This window comes from Streptomyces sp. NPDC111628, from assembly GCF_055635195.1.
The window spans coordinates 1,303,259-1,319,483 of sequence record NZ_JBVKBZ010000002.1 but is presented as its reverse complement, the minus strand read 5'-3'; the positions used below and the strand labels follow the sequence as shown (position 1 = coordinate 1,319,483).

The 16,225-nt window shown below is 72.8% G+C and carries 15 protein-coding genes; 5 read left to right on the top strand and 10 right to left on the bottom strand.

Going from position 1 to position 16,225, the window contains the following annotated elements; all coding sequences use genetic code 11:
- The first annotated feature begins 67 nt into the window (after positions 1-67).
- Positions 68-412 carry an STAS domain-containing protein gene (locus ACZ7MF_RS13660; RefSeq protein WP_361009065.1) on the top strand — a complete coding sequence of 115 codons (345 nt, stop codon included), beginning with the start codon at positions 68-70 and terminating at the stop codon, positions 410-412.
- Here the strand turns inward: ACZ7MF_RS13660 and ACZ7MF_RS13655 are convergent.
- From ACZ7MF_RS13655 to ACZ7MF_RS13640, 4 genes are all read right to left on the bottom strand, one after another.
- Positions 409-3,351 carry an FAD-binding and (Fe-S)-binding domain-containing protein gene (locus ACZ7MF_RS13655; protein ID WP_471476813.1) on the bottom strand — a complete coding sequence of 981 codons (2,943 nt, stop codon included), beginning with the start codon at positions 3,349-3,351 and terminating at the stop codon, positions 409-411. The two genes, ACZ7MF_RS13660 and ACZ7MF_RS13655, sit on opposite strands and share 4 nt — an antisense overlap.
- Positions 3,352-3,443: 92 nt before the next feature.
- Positions 3,444-3,857, bottom strand: coding sequence for a RidA family protein (locus ACZ7MF_RS13650; protein WP_471476812.1), 414 nt, complete (start codon positions 3,855-3,857; stop codon positions 3,444-3,446).
- Positions 3,854-4,981 (bottom strand): mandelate racemase/muconate lactonizing enzyme family protein, encoded by a 1,128-nt coding sequence (locus ACZ7MF_RS13645; protein ID WP_471476810.1) that lies wholly within the window; start codon positions 4,979-4,981, stop codon positions 3,854-3,856. The genes ACZ7MF_RS13650 and ACZ7MF_RS13645 overlap by 4 nt, the downstream gene beginning before the upstream one ends.
- Before the next feature lie 23 nt (positions 4,982-5,004).
- Positions 5,005-5,787, bottom strand: a complete 783-nt coding sequence (locus tag ACZ7MF_RS13640; protein ID WP_471476808.1) for a creatininase family protein — start codon at positions 5,785-5,787, stop codon at positions 5,005-5,007.
- 62 nt (positions 5,788-5,849) lie between these two features.
- On the opposite strand from ACZ7MF_RS13640, the gene ACZ7MF_RS13635 reads away from it, so the two are divergent.
- Positions 5,850-6,788 carry an ROK family protein gene (locus ACZ7MF_RS13635; protein WP_471477233.1) on the top strand — a complete coding sequence of 313 codons (939 nt, stop codon included), beginning with the start codon at positions 5,850-5,852 and terminating at the stop codon, positions 6,786-6,788.
- 11 nt (positions 6,789-6,799) lie between these two features.
- Here the strand turns inward: ACZ7MF_RS13635 and ACZ7MF_RS13630 are convergent, their stop codons facing one another.
- Genes ACZ7MF_RS13630 through ACZ7MF_RS13610 form a run of 5 tightly spaced genes read right to left on the bottom strand, consistent with a single transcriptional unit; the run spans position 6,800 to position 12,063 of the window.
- Complete coding sequence (locus tag ACZ7MF_RS13630; RefSeq protein WP_471476806.1) at positions 6,800-7,726, bottom strand: ATP-binding cassette domain-containing protein; 927 nt, start codon at positions 7,724-7,726, stop codon at positions 6,800-6,802.
- The gene (locus ACZ7MF_RS13625) at positions 7,723-8,589 is read right to left on the bottom strand and encodes an ATP-binding cassette domain-containing protein (RefSeq protein ID WP_471476804.1); all 867 of its coding nucleotides are present in this window, start codon (positions 8,587-8,589) and stop codon (positions 7,723-7,725) included. The genes ACZ7MF_RS13630 and ACZ7MF_RS13625 overlap by 4 nt, the downstream gene beginning before the upstream one ends.
- A complete protein-coding gene (locus tag ACZ7MF_RS13620) occupies positions 8,586-9,500 on the bottom strand; it encodes an ABC transporter permease (protein ID WP_471476802.1) in 915 nt (304 codons plus the stop codon). Before ACZ7MF_RS13620 ends, ACZ7MF_RS13625 begins: the two co-directional genes overlap by 4 nt.
- Positions 9,497-10,489, bottom strand: a complete 993-nt coding sequence (locus ACZ7MF_RS13615) for an ABC transporter permease (RefSeq protein ID WP_356857413.1) — start codon at positions 10,487-10,489, stop codon at positions 9,497-9,499. The genes ACZ7MF_RS13620 and ACZ7MF_RS13615 overlap by 4 nt, the downstream gene beginning before the upstream one ends.
- The gene (locus tag ACZ7MF_RS13610; protein WP_471476800.1) at positions 10,486-12,063 is read right to left on the bottom strand and encodes an ABC transporter substrate-binding protein; all 1,578 of its coding nucleotides are present in this window, start codon (positions 12,061-12,063) and stop codon (positions 10,486-10,488) included. The genes ACZ7MF_RS13615 and ACZ7MF_RS13610 overlap by 4 nt, the downstream gene beginning before the upstream one ends.
- Positions 12,064-12,117: 54 nt before the next feature.
- On the opposite strand from ACZ7MF_RS13610, the gene ACZ7MF_RS13605 reads away from it, so the two are divergent.
- From ACZ7MF_RS13605 to ACZ7MF_RS13595, 3 genes are read left to right on the top strand one after another with little or no spacing between them, the layout of a single operon-like run.
- Positions 12,118-12,954 (top strand): IclR family transcriptional regulator, encoded by an 837-nt coding sequence (locus ACZ7MF_RS13605; RefSeq protein ID WP_471476798.1) that lies wholly within the window; start codon positions 12,118-12,120, stop codon positions 12,952-12,954.
- On the top strand, positions 12,951-14,012 hold the full coding sequence (locus ACZ7MF_RS13600) for a serine hydrolase domain-containing protein (RefSeq protein ID WP_471476796.1): 1,062 nt from the start codon (positions 12,951-12,953) through the stop codon (positions 14,010-14,012). The genes ACZ7MF_RS13605 and ACZ7MF_RS13600 overlap by 4 nt, the downstream gene beginning before the upstream one ends.
- 4 nt (positions 14,013-14,016) lie before the next feature.
- On the top strand, positions 14,017-14,550 hold the full coding sequence (locus ACZ7MF_RS13595; RefSeq protein ID WP_471476794.1) for a nucleotide triphosphate diphosphatase NUDT15: 534 nt from the start codon (positions 14,017-14,019) through the stop codon (positions 14,548-14,550).
- Here ACZ7MF_RS13595 and ACZ7MF_RS13590 read toward each other — a convergent pair.
- Positions 14,484-16,214: a CocE/NonD family hydrolase gene (locus ACZ7MF_RS13590; protein WP_471476793.1), complete on the bottom strand. Its 1,731-nt coding sequence runs from the start codon at positions 16,212-16,214 to the stop codon at positions 14,484-14,486. The genes ACZ7MF_RS13595 and ACZ7MF_RS13590 overlap by 67 nt on opposite strands.
- Positions 16,215-16,225: the final 11 nt, after the last annotated feature.

Below are 16,225 nucleotides of genomic sequence, written 5' to 3'. Positions count from 1 at the left end.
CGCCCGCACGCATATGCAGAACGAATGTGCGGCACCACCTCTGCCCACGGCATGCCGTTGAGTACGTATGGAACCTCCCATCGAGATCAACCACAGCGCCGTCGGGGACTGGACCATCGTGGAGATCCGCGGAGAGGTGGACGTGTACACCGTGCCCACGATCAAGCAGTACATGATCGAGCGACTCGCGGACGGTCACCGGCGGTTCGTCGTCGACCTGCGCGCGGTGGCGTTCATCGACTCCATGGGCCTGGGCGTGCTGGTCGGCGCCCTCAAACGGGTCCAGTCGGTGCACGGCGAGCTGAAGCTCGTCATCACGGACGCCAACACCAAGCAGCTCTTCGCCCTGACCGGCCTGCGGCACGTCTTCCCGATCTACGACTCGGTGTACCAGGCACGCCGCACGTCCTAGGTACCGGCCGGCCGGTCCGGTCGGGTCGCCCGGTCCAGCTCGATGAGGACCGAGTGGTACGTACGGCCGGTCGCGCGGTCCATGCCGATCTCGCACATGCGGTTGGCGGACAGGTGGGCGTCGTAGGCGCGCGAGGTCACCTCCGCGGCCTCCTTCGCCGTCGCCGACGCCGTCAGCTCCTTGTGCAGCATGCCCCGGTCCCCGGCGAAGGCGCAGCACCCGGCGTCGTCCGGGACGACGACCTCGTCGGCGACCGCCTCGGCGACCGCGCGGAGCCGGTCGACGTCGCCCAGGTGCTGCATCGAGCAGGTCGGGTGCAGCACGGCCGAACCGGTCGTACGGCGGATCGTCAGCCGCGGCAGGAGCTCCTCGGCGGCCCACACGACGGAGTCGACCACCTTCAGGCGTGCGTGCAGTTCCCGGTTGGCCGGGGTGAGGTGGGGGACGACGTCGTGCTGGATGCCGAGCGTGCAGGAGGAGGCGTCGACGACGAGCGGGAGCCGTCCGCCGTCGGTCCAGGCCCAGGCGGCCTCGACGACGCGGTTGGCCATCACGGTGTTGCCCTCCTCGTAGCCCTTGGAGTGCCAGATCGTCGAGCAGCAGGTGCCCGCCACGTCGTCCGGGATCCACACCGGCCGGCCGGCGCGGGCCGAGACGTCGACCATGGCCTGCTGGAGCGAGGGGGCGCCGTCGCCGTCGGGGCCGGCGAAGATCCGGTTGACGCAGGCCGGGTAGTAGACGGCGCTCGCTCCCGCCCGGGAGGTGGGCGGCGCGGTGCGGGCGGCGGCGCCCGGGATCTGGGGCAGCCACTCGGGCACCAGATCGGGGCGTACGGCTTTGCGGGCGAGGTTGGTGGCGGCCTCCAGCAGCCGGTCGCTGATCCTCTCGGCCGCGCCGACCGCCAGGCGGGCCGACGCCTCGACGGTCTTGAACCGCCTGGCGGTGAGTGCGGCGATCCGCTCCTCGCGCGGCGAGTGCCTGCGGTGGCGGAAGTCCTTCATCAGGGCGCCGGTGTCGATGCCGACCGGACAGGCGATCGCGCAGGTGGAGTCACCCGCGCAGGTGTCGACGGCGTCGTAGCCGTAGGAGGCGAGGAGTTGCTCCTCCACCGGCGAGCCGTCCGGCTGTCGCAGCATCTCCCTGCGCAGCACGATGCGTTGGCGCGGAGTCGTCGTCAGGTCGTGGCTGGGGCAGGTGGGTTCGCAGAAGCCGCACTCGATGCAGGGGTCGGCGACCGGCTCGATCCCGGGGATCGTCTTCAGTCCGCGCAGATGGGCCCTCGGGTCCCGGTCGAGGACGACCCGGGGCGCCAGCACGCCCTCGGGGTCGATCAGCCGCTTGAGCCGCCACATCAACTCGGTGGCCCGGGGCCCCCATTCGAGCTCCAGGAAGGGGGCGATGTTGCGTCCGGTGGCGTGCTCCGCCTTCAGCGACCCGTCGAAACGCTCCACGGTCATCCGGCAGAAGTCGTCCATGAACGCGGCGTACCGGTCGACGTCGGAGGCCTGTGCCGCGTCGAAGGCGAGCAGGAAGTGCAGGTTGCCGTGGGCGGCATGACCGGCGACGGCGGCGTCGAAGCCGTGTTCCGCCTGGAGGCCGAGCAGCGCCTCGCAGGCGTCGGCCAGCCGGGACGGCGGGACCGCGAAGTCCTCCGTGATCAGGGTGGTGCCCGCCGGGCGGGAGCCGCCGACGGCCGTGACGAAGGCCTTGCGGGCCTTCCAGTAGCCGGAGACGACCTTGGCGTCGCGGGTGAACTCGTTGGTCACCGAGGCGACCGGTGCGACGAGTTGGAGGCGCTCCACCACCTGGGCCGCCGCCCGCTCGAAGGCCGCCTGCCCCGCCTCGTCGGGCGCCCGGAACTCCACCAGCAGCGCCGCCGTCCGGCGTGGCAGACCGGCCCAGTCGGCCGGTACGCCCTGCACGCTCACCGACGCGCGCAGCGTGTTGCCGTCCATCAGCTCGACGGCGAGGGCCCCGGCCTCGTTGAACAGGGGTACGGCCGCCGCGGCGGCGGTCAGCGAGGGGAAGAAGAGCAGGCCGCTGGAGACCCTGCGGTCCAGCGGCAGGGTGTCGAAGACGACGTCGGAGATGAAGCCGAAGGTGCCCTCGGAGCCGACCATGAGCCCGCGCAGGATCTGCACCGGCGTCGCGCCGTCCAGGAAGGCGTCCAGCCGGTAGCCGTTGGTGTTCTTGATCTCGTACTTGGCCCGGATGCGGGCGGTGAGCTCCCGGTCCGCCTCGATCTCCGCCTTCAGCGCCAGCAGCCCCTCGCACAACTCCGGCTCGGTCCGCGCCAGCGTCTCGTCCGCGTGCGGGTCGGCCGTGTCGACGACGGTGCCGCCGGGCAGCACGAAGGTCAGTGAGGCGAGGGTGCGGTACGAGTTGCGGGTGGTGCCCGCGGTCATGCCGGAGGCGTTGTTGGCGACCACCCCGCCGACGGTGCAGGCGATGGCGCTGGCCGGGTCGGGCCCCAGGATCCTGCCGTACCGGGCGAGGGTGGCGTTGGCCCGCATGACCGTGGTGCCGGGCCGGATGCGGGCCCGCGCGCCGCCGTCCAGGACCTCGATGCCCGTGAAGTGCCGCCGCACGTCGACCAGGATGTCCTCACCCTGGGCCTGGCCGTTGAGGCTGGTGCCGGCGGCGCGGAAGACGACCTGGCGGCCGTGGTCGCGCGCGTACGCCAGCACCGCGGCCACGTCCTCGATGTTCTCGGGAAGGACGACGACCTGCGGCACGAACCGGTACGGGCTCGCGTCGGAGGCGTACTTCACCAGGTCGGAGACCTTCCACCGGACCTTGTCGGGGCCCAGCAGAGCGGTCAGGCCGGCCCGCAGCGGCTCGGGGGTACCCGTGGCCCCGGCGTCGGGCACCCGGTCGGCGGACGCGGCACGGTGCGTGCCGGGACGGAGGGTTTCCGGCTTGGGCTCCAGCAGGGGCATGACGTTCGACTCCCACACGATGTCGGTCGGTGCTGATCAGCGTACGACTGCGGTGCCCGCCGGCCCCGGCGGGACCGGCGAGCACCGACGGATCACCCGGGCAGGTCCGGGCCCGGGCCCGGCAGCAGGGCCACCACGTCGATCTCCACGAGGATGTCCATCAGGTCGGACCCGACCGTGGTGCGCACCGGGCAGGGTTCCTCGAAGAACTCGCGGTAGGCCGCGTCGTAGGCGGCGAAGTCCCGCCGCAGGTGCTGGAGGTGCGCCGTGACCTTCACGACGTCCCGCAGGGACAGGCCCCGCGCGGCCAGGACCGCTGCGACGTTGCGCAGCACCTGCACGGTCTGCGCTCCGACGCCCTCCGGTACGGCGCCGGTGGCCGGGTCCTGGGGGCCGAAACCGGCCGTGAACAGGAACCCGCCCGCCACCAGCCCCTGGGAGTAGGCGCCCGCGGGACGGGGCGCCCCGTCCGTGTGCACCGCCTGCTTGCCGTTCGGCTCGCTCATCCGGTCAGGTCACCGTCCCGTTCGTTGACGCCCGCGTAGTGGCGGAGCTTGTCCTCGTCCACGCTCACGCCCAGGCCCGGTCCCGAGGGCACCCGCAGCCGGCCGTTCGCCAGGTGCAGCGGCTCGATGATGTCGTCCGCGTGCAGGTAGTACATGCTGTCGATGGCCCGCGACAGGACGGGCGTGCTCGACACGACGGCGAGGTGCGCGGCCGTGGCGATGCCGAGTTCGCCGCCGCTGTGCAGGTTCATGCCCAGGCCGAAGGTCTCGCAGTGCGCGGCGAGCGCCTTGGTCGCGGCGATGCCGCCCCACTTGTAGACGTCACCGTGGATGACGTCGACCGCGTTCAGGCGCATCGCCGGGGCGAAGTCCTCGAAGCGGACGACGCACATGTTGGTGCACAGCGGAATGCGTACCTTCGCCTTCACCTGGGCCATGCCCTCGATGCCGACGCAGGGGTCCTCCAGGTACTCCAGGTCCAGTTCCTCCAGGGCGATACCGGCCCGGACCGAGTCGGGGACCGACCAGGCGGCGTTCGGGTCGACCCGCAGGTTCACGCCGGGCAGCGCCTCGCGGACCGCGCGCAGGATGGCGACGTCGCCCGCGCAGTCCTTGGTGCCCTTGAGCTTGACGGCGTCGAAACCGCCCTCCTCGACGACCCGCACCGCGTGCTCGGCCATGGCCTTCGGCAGGTCGGCCGGGGTCGCTCCCGGCGCGTCGGCGCGAGTGATCAGCGCGGTGATCGGCACCTCGTCGCGGACGGCGCCGCCCAGCAGGTCGGTCACGGACTGGCCGGTGGCCCTGCCCATCGCGTCCCAGCAGGCGACGTCGACGGCGGCGATCGCCGCGTAGCCGAGGTAGCCGTAGAAGAAGGGCACCATGTGCTGCTTGCGGTGGAAGCCCTCCAGCGCGAACGGGCTGGTCCCGATCAGGTCCGGCACCATCCGGCGCACGATCGCGGCGACCGGCGCGCCCCACATCGTCTCGCCCCAGCCCTCGACGCCGGCGTCGGTGCGCACCCGCACGACGGTGCGGGTCTCCCCGGTCTTGGTCTCGAAGGAACTGGTGAAGGGGTTGACGAGTGGGAGGTTGACGACCCACACGTCGACGTCGGTGATCTTCATTTCTTCTCCTCGCATCATGGGGGTCACCGGCTCGCCGCGTCGAAGGCCCGGATCGCGCGGGCCAGTCCCCGCGCCCGGTCGTCCAGGAGCCGGCCGCCCCGGTCGGCGTCGGCGCCGGAGGCGTCGTCGGTGGAGCCGTCGACCCGCTCCCACTCGCCGTGCCGCTCGACGGTCAGGCCGGGGTGGGGCGGGTGGTCGAACAGCGGTGGTGGTTCGACGGGGGTGCGGGCGGGCACCGGAGTGCGCACCAGGGCGGGACGGGCGGCGAGCATGAGGGACGTCTCGAACCATCCGGCGTGCCCCGGGGTGACGTCCGGCCGTCCGGCCTCGTCCTCGCCCGCGGTGAGGGTCCAGTACGAGCAGGCGGCGACCGTGACCCGGGCGCGCAGCGCGAACCGCTTCACCGCGAGCCGCATGATCTCGTCGTTGCCGCCGTGGCCGTTGACGACCATGATCCGGCGGTAGCCGCTGGTCACGAGCGAGTCGAGGACGTCGTCGAGCACGGCGCCCAGGGTCGCCGCGGAGAGCGAGACGGCCGCCGCGAACAGGTGGTGCGGGCTGTGCCCGAAGGGCAGCGCGGGCAGCCGCACGACCTGGGAAGCGGGGAGCTCGGGGGACGCGGGGGTCTCGTGGTCGAGGAGGGCCAGCGCCCGGTCCACGACCTCCTCCACCAGGAGGGTGTCGGTCCCCATCGGCAGGTGCGCGGCGTGCTGCTCCTGGGAGCCGATGGGCAGCAGGGCGATGCCCTGCTCGCCGGCCCGGCGCACCTCCCGCCAGGTGAGTTCGGTCAGTCTCGATTGGCTCACAGTGCTACCTCTCCCAAACACGGCCATGGCAGAGTCGGCGCATGGTCCACGAAAGTTCTCCGTTGCGACTGGTCCCCGAGGCCGCGCGGCAACCGGCCACTCCCGCGGCACCCCGGCGGCTGGGTGCCGTCGAGCTGGTGCCCGGCCGGGTCACGGCGGCCGTGCTGTCCATGGCCGGCCGGGTGCTCGCCCGCACCGAGGCGTCGTACGACGCGGCCACCGCGACCCCCGCGGACATCGACGGGGCACTGGCCGGGGTGGCCGGTGTCTTCGCCGCCCACGAGGTCCAGGGGATCGGCGTGGCCGCCGCGGGGCTGGTGGACCCCCGCACGGGACTGATCCTGGAGGTCAACGACGTGCCGGCGTTGCACGGCTTTCCGGTGACGGAACGGCTGGGCGCCCTCACCGGCGTCGGGGTCCGGGTGGAGCACCGGGCGCGGCTCCAGGTGCTCGGCGACCGCTGGTTCGGCGCGGGCCGCGGGCGGCGCACCTTCGCCTCGGTCTCGACCGGCGAGGTCCTCGGGGTGGGTGTCCTCTACGACGGTGAGGTGATGGCTCCGCCCGGCGGGCGCAGTGGCGCGCACATGACCGTGTCGGCCAGCGGCGAGCGCTGCACCTGCGGGAACCGGGGCTGCTGGAAGACCCTGGCCACGACCGGCTGGCTGCGGGCCGGGGCGCGTGCCGCGGGGCTCGGGGCGGCGGTGTCGCTGGCCGAGCTGGTCGGCAGCGGGGACCCGCTCGCCGGGCGGGTGGTGGAGGAGTACGCGCACAACCTCGCCCTGGGGCTGGTGAACGTGCAACAGCTCTTCGCGCCGGGCCTGTTCATCCTGCACGGTGAGGCCCGTGAGGGCGGTGAGCGCTTCCGTACCGTGGTGGAGGAGCGGCTGCGGGACGCGGTCGCCTTCGCGGGGGCCGAGCAGCCGCGGGTGCTGGTCGGCACCGCCGCGGTCGACGACGTGGCGCTTCTGGGCGGGGCGGGTCTGGTGCTGTCGCACCTCTAGGGTGGGGCGGTTCATCGGCTCGCTTCGTCCGTCGCTTCGTCCGTCGGTGCGTCCGTGGGTTCGTCCGTCGGGGCGGTCGCGCGTGCCGCGGCCCGTCGGCCCCGGCGCGGGTCGAGGACCGGTACGGCGTCGAGGAGCTGCCGCGTGTAGGGGTGGCGCGGGGTGCGCAGCACCGCCGCCGCCTCGCCGACCTCGACCAGGCTCCCCCGGCTCATCACCGCGACCCGGTCGGCCACCTGCGCCACCACGGCGAGGTTGTGCGAGACGAAGACGTAGGTGAGGCCCAGCCGCCGTTGCAGGTCCGCCAGGAGGTCGAGGACGGTCGCCTGCACGGAGACGTCCAGGGCGCTGGTCGGCTCGTCGAGCACCAGCAGCCGGGGGTGGAGCGCCAGGGCCCGCGCGATCGAGACGCGCTGGCGCTGGCCGCCGGAGAACTCGTGCGGGTAGCGGTCCTGGATGCCGGCGTCCAGGCCGACGGCCTCCAGGAGTTCCCCGACCCGTTCCCGGTTGCGGGCCCGTGCGCGCCGTCCGCGTGCCTCGGGGTCGTGGGTGACCAGCGGTTCGGCGACGATGTCGGTGATGCGCATGCGCGGGTTCATGCTGGAGTAGGGGTCCTGGAGGACGACCTGCATCTGCCGTCGTACGCCGCGCAGCTGGGAGGCGGTGAGGGTGGCGAGGTCCTGTCCGTCGAAGCGCACGCTTCCGGCGGTGGGTTCGAGGAGGCCGAGGAGCAGCCGGGTGAGGGTGGTCTTGCCGCAGCCGGACTCGCCGACCAGGGCCACGGTCTCGCCCTCGCGGACTTCGAGCGACACGTCGTCGACGGCGACGTTCGGGCGCCGGCCGCCGAACTCCTTGCGCAGGCCGTCCAGTTCGAGGAGCGGACCGGCGGAGGTGGGCACGGCGGCGGGGGCGGGGGTGTCGGTCGCGTCGGTGCTCATGCCGCCTCCAGTCGCGGGGTGGCCGCCAGAAGCCTGCGGGTGTAGTCGTCGGCCGGGCGGTCGAACACGTCGAGGACGTCGCCGGTCTCGACGACCTTGCCCTGGTTCATGACCACGACCCGGTCGGCGGTCTCCGCGACGACCGCGAGGTCGTGGGTGATCAGCACGACGGCCATGTCGTGCTTGCGCTGGAGAGTGACCAGGAGGTCGAGGATCTGGCGCTGCACGGTGACGTCCAGGGCGGTGGTCGGCTCGTCGGCGATGAGGACGCGGGGGCGGGCCACCAGCGCCGTCGCGATCATCACGCGCTGGCGCAGACCGCCGGAGAGTTCGTGCGGGTACTGGCGGTAGCGCAGGGCCGGGTCGGGGATGCCGACCTCGTCGAGGGCCGCCAGCGCGGCCACCTTCGCCTCGGCGCGGGACATGCCGGTGTGGTGCCTGAGCACCTCGGCGACCTGGGCGCCGACGCGCTGGAGCGGGTCGAGGCAGGTCATCGGGTCCTGGAAGACCATGGCGATGTCGCTGCCCCGGACCCGGCCGAGTTCCTTCTCGGACAGGCGCAGCAGGTCGCGTCCGTCGAAGCGGATCTCGCCGCTCGCGTAGACGCACGGCGGGCTCGGGTTGAGACGCAGGACGGAGAGCGCGGTGGCGCTCTTGCCGCTGCCGGACTCCCCCACCACGGCGAGGGTCTCGCCGGCGCGGACGTGGAGGGAGACGTCCCGGACGGCGTGGACGACGGAGCCCTCCAGGCGGAAGTCGACGCTGAGGCCGTCGATCTCCAGGAGCGGTTGCTGGTCGGCGGGCCGCCGGGGCGCGTCGCCCGGGGGCCGGCCGGGGCCGGTTGTCGGTCGGTCGTTGGTCATCGGCGGTAGGCCTTCGGGTCCGCGACGTCCCGCAGGGCGTCGCCGGTGATGTTGATGGCGAGGGAGGTCAGCATCAGCGCGATGCCGGGGAAGACGGCGACCCACCAGGAGGTGCCCAGGTAGAGCTGGCCGTCGGCGAGCATGCCGCCCCAGGTGACCGTCTCCTTGGGGACGCCCAGGCCGAGGTAGCTGAGGGAGGCCTCGGCGACGATGGCGGCGGCGACGTGCAGGGTGCCGATGGTGGCCAGCGGCGCCATCACGTTGGGCAGCAGGTGGCGGCGCATGATGGTGACGTCGGTGACGCCGATCGCGCGGGCCTCGGTGACGAAGTCGCGGGTGCGCAGCGACATCACCTCGGAGCGCACGACGCGGGCGTAGGAGACCCAGCCGGTGAAGCCGAGCACCACGATCACGACCCACAGGCCGGAGCCGAGGAAGCCGACGATGGCGAGGGCCAGCAGCAGGGAGGGGAAGGCGAGCTGGACGTCGGCGAGCCGCATGAGGGTGCGGTCGGCCCAGCCGCCGAAGTATCCGGAGGCGAGGCCCACGACCGTACCGATGACGCCGGCGAGGAGTGCGGCGCCGGCGCCCACGAGCAGGGAGACCCGGGCGCCGTGGATGACGCGGGAGAGCATGTCGCGGCCGAGCTGGTCGGTGCCGAGGAGGTGGGCGCCGCTGCCGCCGTCCTGCCAGGCGGGGGGTCGCAGCCGCAGCAGGAGGTTCTGCGCGTTGGGGTCGTAGGGGGCGATCAGGGGGGCGAACAGGGCGGCGAACAGCAGCAGTACGAGCACGGCGAGGGCCAGTACGGCGAGCTTGTTGCGCAGCAGGCCGCGCAGGACGACGGATCCGGAGCCGCCGGACGGCTTCTTGTCCGGGGTCACGTCGGTCGCGGCCGGTGACATGACGGTCATCGGGACGTCCTCACCCTCGGGTCGAGGAAGCTGTAGGAGAGGTCGACGAGCAGGTTCACCACGACGAAGGTGGCGGCGAAGAACAGGACGGTGGCCTGGACGAGCGGGAAGTCGCGGTTGGAGATCGCCTCGATGGTCAGCTGGCCCACTCCCGGCCAGGAGAAGACCCGTTCGGTGAGGATCGCCCCGCCGAGCAGGTTGCCGACCTCCAGGCCGACGACGGTGACCACCGGCAGCGAGGCGTTGCGCAGTCCGTGCCTGAGCACCACCTTCAGCGGCCCGAATCCCTTGGCCCGGGCGCTGCGGATGTGGTCGGAGGACAGGACGTCGATCAGTGAGGAGCGCAGCAGGCGGGCGACGACGGCGACGGAGTACACGGCGAGGGTGACGGCGGGCAGGACCAGGTTGGCGAGGGTGCCGTAGCCGGAGGCGGGCAGGGCGCGCAGCCAGACGGCGAAGACCAGGATGAGCAGGATGCCGACCCAGAACGGCGGGGTGGACTGGCCGAGCAGGACGCCGGTCATCACGGTGTTGTCGGTGCCCCGGCCGCGGCGCATGGCCGCGACGATGCCCGCCGGGATCGCGACGACGAGGGTCACCGCGAGCGCGGCGGCGGCCAGTTCGATCGTGGCGGGCAGCCGGTCGGCGAGGATCTCGCTCACGGGCTGGCCGTAGACGAGGGAGTCGCCGAAGTCGAGGTGGAGCAGCCCCCAGAGGTAGTCGAGGTACTGGGCGAACAGGGACTGGTCCAGGCCCAGGGAGTGGCGCAGCACCTGTTCCTGTTCGGCCGTCGCGTCCGGCGGCAGCAGGATCTTCACCGGGTCGCCGGACAGGCGGACGAGGAAGAAGGCGACGGTCGCCGTGCAGAACAGCACGAACAGGGCGGTGAGCAGGCGCTTGAGCACCCCTCGCAGCAGGCCCGTCCGGTCCGTGCGGCGGGTCGGGGCGGCCGCCGGGGTGGGCGGTTTGTCGAGGGTGAGGGCGCTCATCGGGACACCTCCGCGCTCTCCATCGAGAGGACACCCGCGGCTCCCGGCGTCCAGCGGGGCCGGTCGTTGCGGGCGATGATGTTGTCGATCTGGTAGAGGAAGACGAAGGGTGCTTCCCGGCGCATCAGCCGTTGCAGGTCCGAGAAGGCCTCTTCGCGCCTGCGGGGATCCTCGGAGAGTTCCTCGGCGTCGATGAGGCGGTCGGCCTCGGCGGAGTGCCAGCGGCTCTGGCGGCGGTCGCTGCGCACGTTGGACTGGACGATGCTCGCGCCGTCCATCGTCCAGACGGTGCTGGCCGCGAGGTAGATCGGGCCGAGCGCACCGCGGTTGTCGGAGGTGAGGCGGGCCGAGTAGGTGCCGGGGTCGAGCAGGTTGACGCGGGCGTCCACCCCGGCCCTGGCGAGGAGTCCGGACAGGGCCTCGGCGACGTTGGCGTCGACGTTGGAGGCGGTGAGCGTGGTGGAGAAGCCGTGCGGGTGACCGGCCTCGGCGAGCAGCCGCCGCGCGGTGTCGACGGAGCGGGTGAAGGGCTTGACGGTGGGGTCGAAGCCGAAGGAGCCGCGCGGGACGAGTGCGGGCGTCTCGGTGGCCTTGCCGCCGAGCACGGCCTTGATGAGCAGCGGAACGTCGATCGCGTGGTTGAGCGCCTGGCGTACCCGGCGGTCCTGGAGCGGGCCGTTCTCCAGGGTGTTCAGGGACAGGTAGGCGGTGCGGATCCCCGTGTAGCCGTCGATGCTGATGCCGCCGTAGCCGTCGAGTTGCTGGGCGGCGTCCGGGGTGAGTCCGGCGACGAGGTCGACGCCGCCGCTCTGCAGGGCGGCCAGGGAGGACGAGGCGTTGGGGGCGGGGCTGAAGACGAGCCCGTCGACGGCCGGGCGTCCGTTCCAGTGGTCGTCGTAGGCCCGCATCCGCAGTTCGTGGTCGCGCTGCCAGCTCGTGAAGGTGAAGGGGCCGGTGCCGACGGGGTGGTCGGCGAAGGCCGCGTCGCCCACGTCGGCGAGGTGGCGGGGCGGTACGACGACGCCGCCGAACAGGGAGAGCTTGGCGGGCAGGATGGGGTCGTGCACGGTGGTGTGGATGTCGACGGTGAGCCGGTCGACGACGGTGACGCCCTTGACGAAGCGCAGTTCGACGATCGGTGACTTGGTCGCCGGGTCGAGCAGTCGCTCGATGCTGAAGGCCACGGCGCGCGCGTCGCACACCTCGCCGTTGTGGAAGGTCACCCCGGGGCGGAGGACGAAGCGCCAGGTGCGCGCGTCGGTGGCCTTCCAGGAGAGGGCGAGCCTCGGGTGCAGCCGGTTGTCCCGGCCGCGGGTGGTGAGGGTGTCGAACATGTTGATCAGGACGTTCATGGACACCATGTCGCCCTGCTTCTGCGGGTCCAGCGTCTTCGGGTCGCCCGTCTGGGAGACCCGCAGGACGTTGCCGGCCCGGTCCGCGGCGGCGGTCGTGCCGCACGCGCTCAGGAGCGCGGGAGCACTGAGCGCTCCGAGCAGCAGACCACCGGTCCGCAGGACCTGGCGTCGGCTGGGACGGCTGCGGTCCACCGTGCGCCCCTGAAGAATTCGTTCCATTGAACAACACCTCCGTTCCGTTAGATGGAATGCGGTTGGGTTAAGCTAAGCGACATGGTGAAAGCGGTCAACACCCGGTCGGTCGACCAGGAACTCGTGAAGGGCCCCGTCGACAAGGCGATGGAGGTGCTCGATGCGCTCGTCCAGCCCGGTGGCCCTCACCGGCTGGGAGAGATCGCACGCCGCACAGGACTGACCAAGCCGACCGTCCACCGGCACCTGCGGACCATGGCGGAGTACGGCTTCGCCGAGCCCGCCGAGGGCGGCAGCTACCGTCCGGGGCCCCGGCTGCTGGGCCTGGCGGCGGCGGCCCTGAGCGACAGCCGGGTGCTGGAGCTGACCAGGCCCGCCCTCGCCGACCTGCGCCGGCGCACCGGCCACGTCGCGTTCTACGCGGTGCGCCACGCGTCGGACGCCGTGTACCTGGAGCAGTCGGAGCCGGCCCGTGAGTACCGGATGGGCACCCGGCCCGGCCACCGGTCGCCGCTCCACACCTGCGGCGTCGGGCTCGCCATGCTCTCCGCGCTGCCCGCCGGGGAGACGGAGGCGGTCCTGGACGCACCGGACCTGGAGGCGCGCACGCCGAGCACCCCCACCGACCCCGCCGCGCTGCGGGCGGTGCTCGCGCAGGCCGCGCTGTGCGGCTACGCCGTGGACGACGAGTACGACGAGCCGGACGTGCGGTCGGTGGCGGCTCCCGTGCTGGACGCGGAGGGCCGGGCCGTGGGTGCCCTCGGCATCGCCGGACTGACCTTCACCCTCGACCCCGGCAGTGTGGAGGTGTTCGGGCCGATGGTGCGGGCCGCCGCGCGCACGGTGTCCGCCGGGCTCGGCGCGCGCACCCCCGTACTCGGCGTGGTGGACGCGACCGGTGGCGGTGAGGAGGCATGAGCGCCCTGGCCGAACTCCTCGCCGAGGGACGGGAGCAACGCGTCCACTCCGGTGCCGCCTGGTCCGTCGGAGGTCCGGACGGACCACTGGACCGGGGCTGGACCGGCACCCGCAGCTGGGACGGGCCACCGCTGGACGGCGACGACGTGTGGGACCTCGCCTCGGTCACCAAGCCGATCGCCGGGCTCGTGGTCATGGCGCTCGTCGAACGCGGCGCGCTCGGCCTCGACGACACCGTGGGCGCGTACCTCCCGGACCACCGGGGCGGCGACAAGGCGGAGCTGACCGTACGTCAACTCCTCACGCACACCTCGGGGATACCGGGGCAGGTACCGCTGTACCGGGACCATCCCACCCGCGCGGCGCTGCTGGAGGCGGTGCGTCTGCTGCCGTTGACCGCGAAGCCGGGCACCCGCGTCCAGTACTCCTCGCAGGGCTTCATCGTCCTCGGCCTGATCGCCGAGGCGGCGGCCGGGGAGCCCCTGGACGCACTGGTGGAGCGGCTGGTGTGCGCGCCGCTCGGCCTGCGCGACACCGTCTTCCGGCCGGACGCCGGGCGCCGGGCGCGGGCGGTGGCCACCGAGGACTGCCCCTGGCGCGGCCGCCGGGTGGTGGGCGAGGTCCACGACGAGAACGCGGTGGTGCTCGGCGCGGCCGGCGGGCACGCGGGCCTGTTCTCCACCCTCGCGGACATGGAACGGCTCGGCGCCGCCCTCGCCGCCGACGGCCGGGATCTGCTGCGGCCCGGGACCTTCGCCCTGATGACGGCCCCCCACACGGACCACCTGGCGCTGCGGCGCGCTCTGGCCTGGCAGGGCCGCGACCCGGTCGGCTCCCCCGCCGGGGAGGTGTTCGGCCCGGACTCATACGGCCACACGGGCTTCACCGGCACCAGCCTCTGGGTCGACCCGGCCACGCGACGGTACGCCGTGCTGCTCACCAACCGGGTGCACCCGACGAGGACGGGCGACGGAATCGTCGCCCTGCGCCGCGCGTTCCACGACGCGGCCGCCGTGCTGCCCCCCAAGGCCGCCGGGAGCCGCCACGGTGTGGAATGAGCCCGTGAACCCTTCCGCACCGGGCGCCGAGCGCCCCGAACGCGCCCGCCCCACCGCCCAGAGCCTCACCGGTGTCGGCCTCGCCGTCCTCGACCCCGCCGGGCGGGTGCTGCTGGGGCTCGGTCACGACGGACGCTGGGAGCTGCCCGGCGGCAAGGTCGACGCGGGCGAGGACTTCGAGACGGCCGCCGCCCGGGAGTTGGCGGAGGAGACCGGGCTCGTCGCGGCCCCCGCGGAGGTGCGGGTGCTGGCCGTGCTCGTCGACGGCGTGGGCGGGCTGACCCGGGTGACGGCGGCGGCCGTCACCGAACGGGCGGCCGGCGCGCCCCGGGTCACCGAGCCCGACAAGATCGAGCGCTGGGAGTGGTTCGCCCGCGAGTCGGTGCCGTCGGCGCTCTTCCCGCCGTCCGCCTCGGTCCTGGACTGCCTGTGGCCCGGGGCGGAGCGGCGGGGTGCGGACGGCGTCCGGCACTATGCGGTCGCCGGTCCCGCCGTGAAGGGCAGCACGAGCCGGGACGGGTGCGCCGCGTCGCGGTAGATCTTGTGGGTCACCGGACGGCCCACCGGCAGGTGGAAGGCGTCCGGCGGCAGGAGCGCGTTGTGCGCGTCGGCGAGCGGCTCGTCGTTGGAGAGTTCCGCGACCAGCCGGTGCCCCGGCAGGAAGGTCGCCGCGAACGGGTAGACGCGCAGTACGTACTCCTCGATCCGGCCCGGCTCCACGGGCACCGCGCGGGTGTGCGGGTGGTGGGGGTCGCCCTCGGTGGTGCGCTCCTCGTCCAGCTCGCGGTGCGAGGCCTTGAGGTAGGCGGTGGTGACGAGTTGCCGCTCTCCGCCCGGCGCCTCGTCCCACAGGCGCAGGATGAAGTTGGTGTCGGGCTGGTCGATCTCGGCGAAGAGGTGCGCGGCGCCCTGGCCGATCATCTCGGTGGGCCCGGTGAACGCAGCGGTGCTCCAGCTGAGGATCTCCACCTTGTCGGTCACGGTCAGCGGCGCCTGGTAGAAGCCGTCGGGGGCGGCGTGCTCGGCGCCCATCGGTTCCGGTTCGAAGGAGAGCGCCCGGCGCGGGCGGAGGTACAGGGACCGGTGCTCGACCGCCTTCGGCGGCCACCGCGTGCCGGTGACGTACTCACGCGTGCCCTCGACGTGGACGGTGACGGCGGGCTCGTCCATGATCCCGTTGTCGACGCCCTTGAGCCAGTACTCGTACCAGCGGAACATCTTGTCGTGCTCCTCGACGAAGGGGCGCGACTGCATGGGCGGGTAGGGGCCGATGTCCAGCTTCTTCGGGCCCTTCAACGCCTTGTACAGCTCGATGGTGCCGTCCATCGTCCAGCCGCGGCCCTGGTCGATCTGGAGCCAGACCGGGATGTCGATGTCCGTCGCGAGCGTGATCGGGTTGCGCTCCTCGTACCAGTCCCCGTCGACCTCGTTCATCACGATGTCGAACCAGGCCTCGTGGTTCTTGGGGTAGTTGAGGACATGGACCAGGTTGGGCCAGGCGGCCACGTCCGGGTCCGCCAGCCGCTCGGCGACCCGCTTCCTGATCTCCTCGGGCGAGTGGCTCTCCAGCATGCGGGACTTGACGCCGTCGGTGAAGGCCCAGCCCGAGTCGCCGCCGCGGCCCTCGCGGGCGGCCCGCGGCATGAACCACATGACACCGCCGTGGTAGGTGGTCTCGTAGAAGTCGTAGTGACCGCCGCTGACGAAGACCGCCTTGAGGCTCGGCGGCCGTTCCGCCGCGGCCAGCACCTGCATCGAGCCGAAGTAGGAGATGCCGATCATGCCGACGTTGCCGTCGCACCACGGCTGCGCGGCGACCCACTCGACGAAGTCGTACGCGTCCTGGCCCAGCGGCACACCGCCGGCGTTGTAGTTGCCGATGTGCTCGCCCTCGGAGGCGCCGGAGCCGCGCAGGTCGCCGATGACGTGGACGTAGCCCTCCCGCACGACGCGTGCGATGTCACCCGCCTCGATGCAGCCGTCCCACATGGGGCTCGGCCGGCGCTGCGGCGGGGTGGTCAGGGCCAGGGCCTGCAGTTCCTTCCCGTACGGGCTGAGCGCCACCAGCGCCGGACGCGGCCCGTCGGCGACGCCGCTGTAGGTGTCGGCGGCCAGCGTGACGCCGTCGCGCATCGGCACGCGGAGATCCTTGCGGACGGCGATCGACTGCTCGCCCGCGCGGATCGTGTGAAGGTCGGTCATGACTGTGCAAC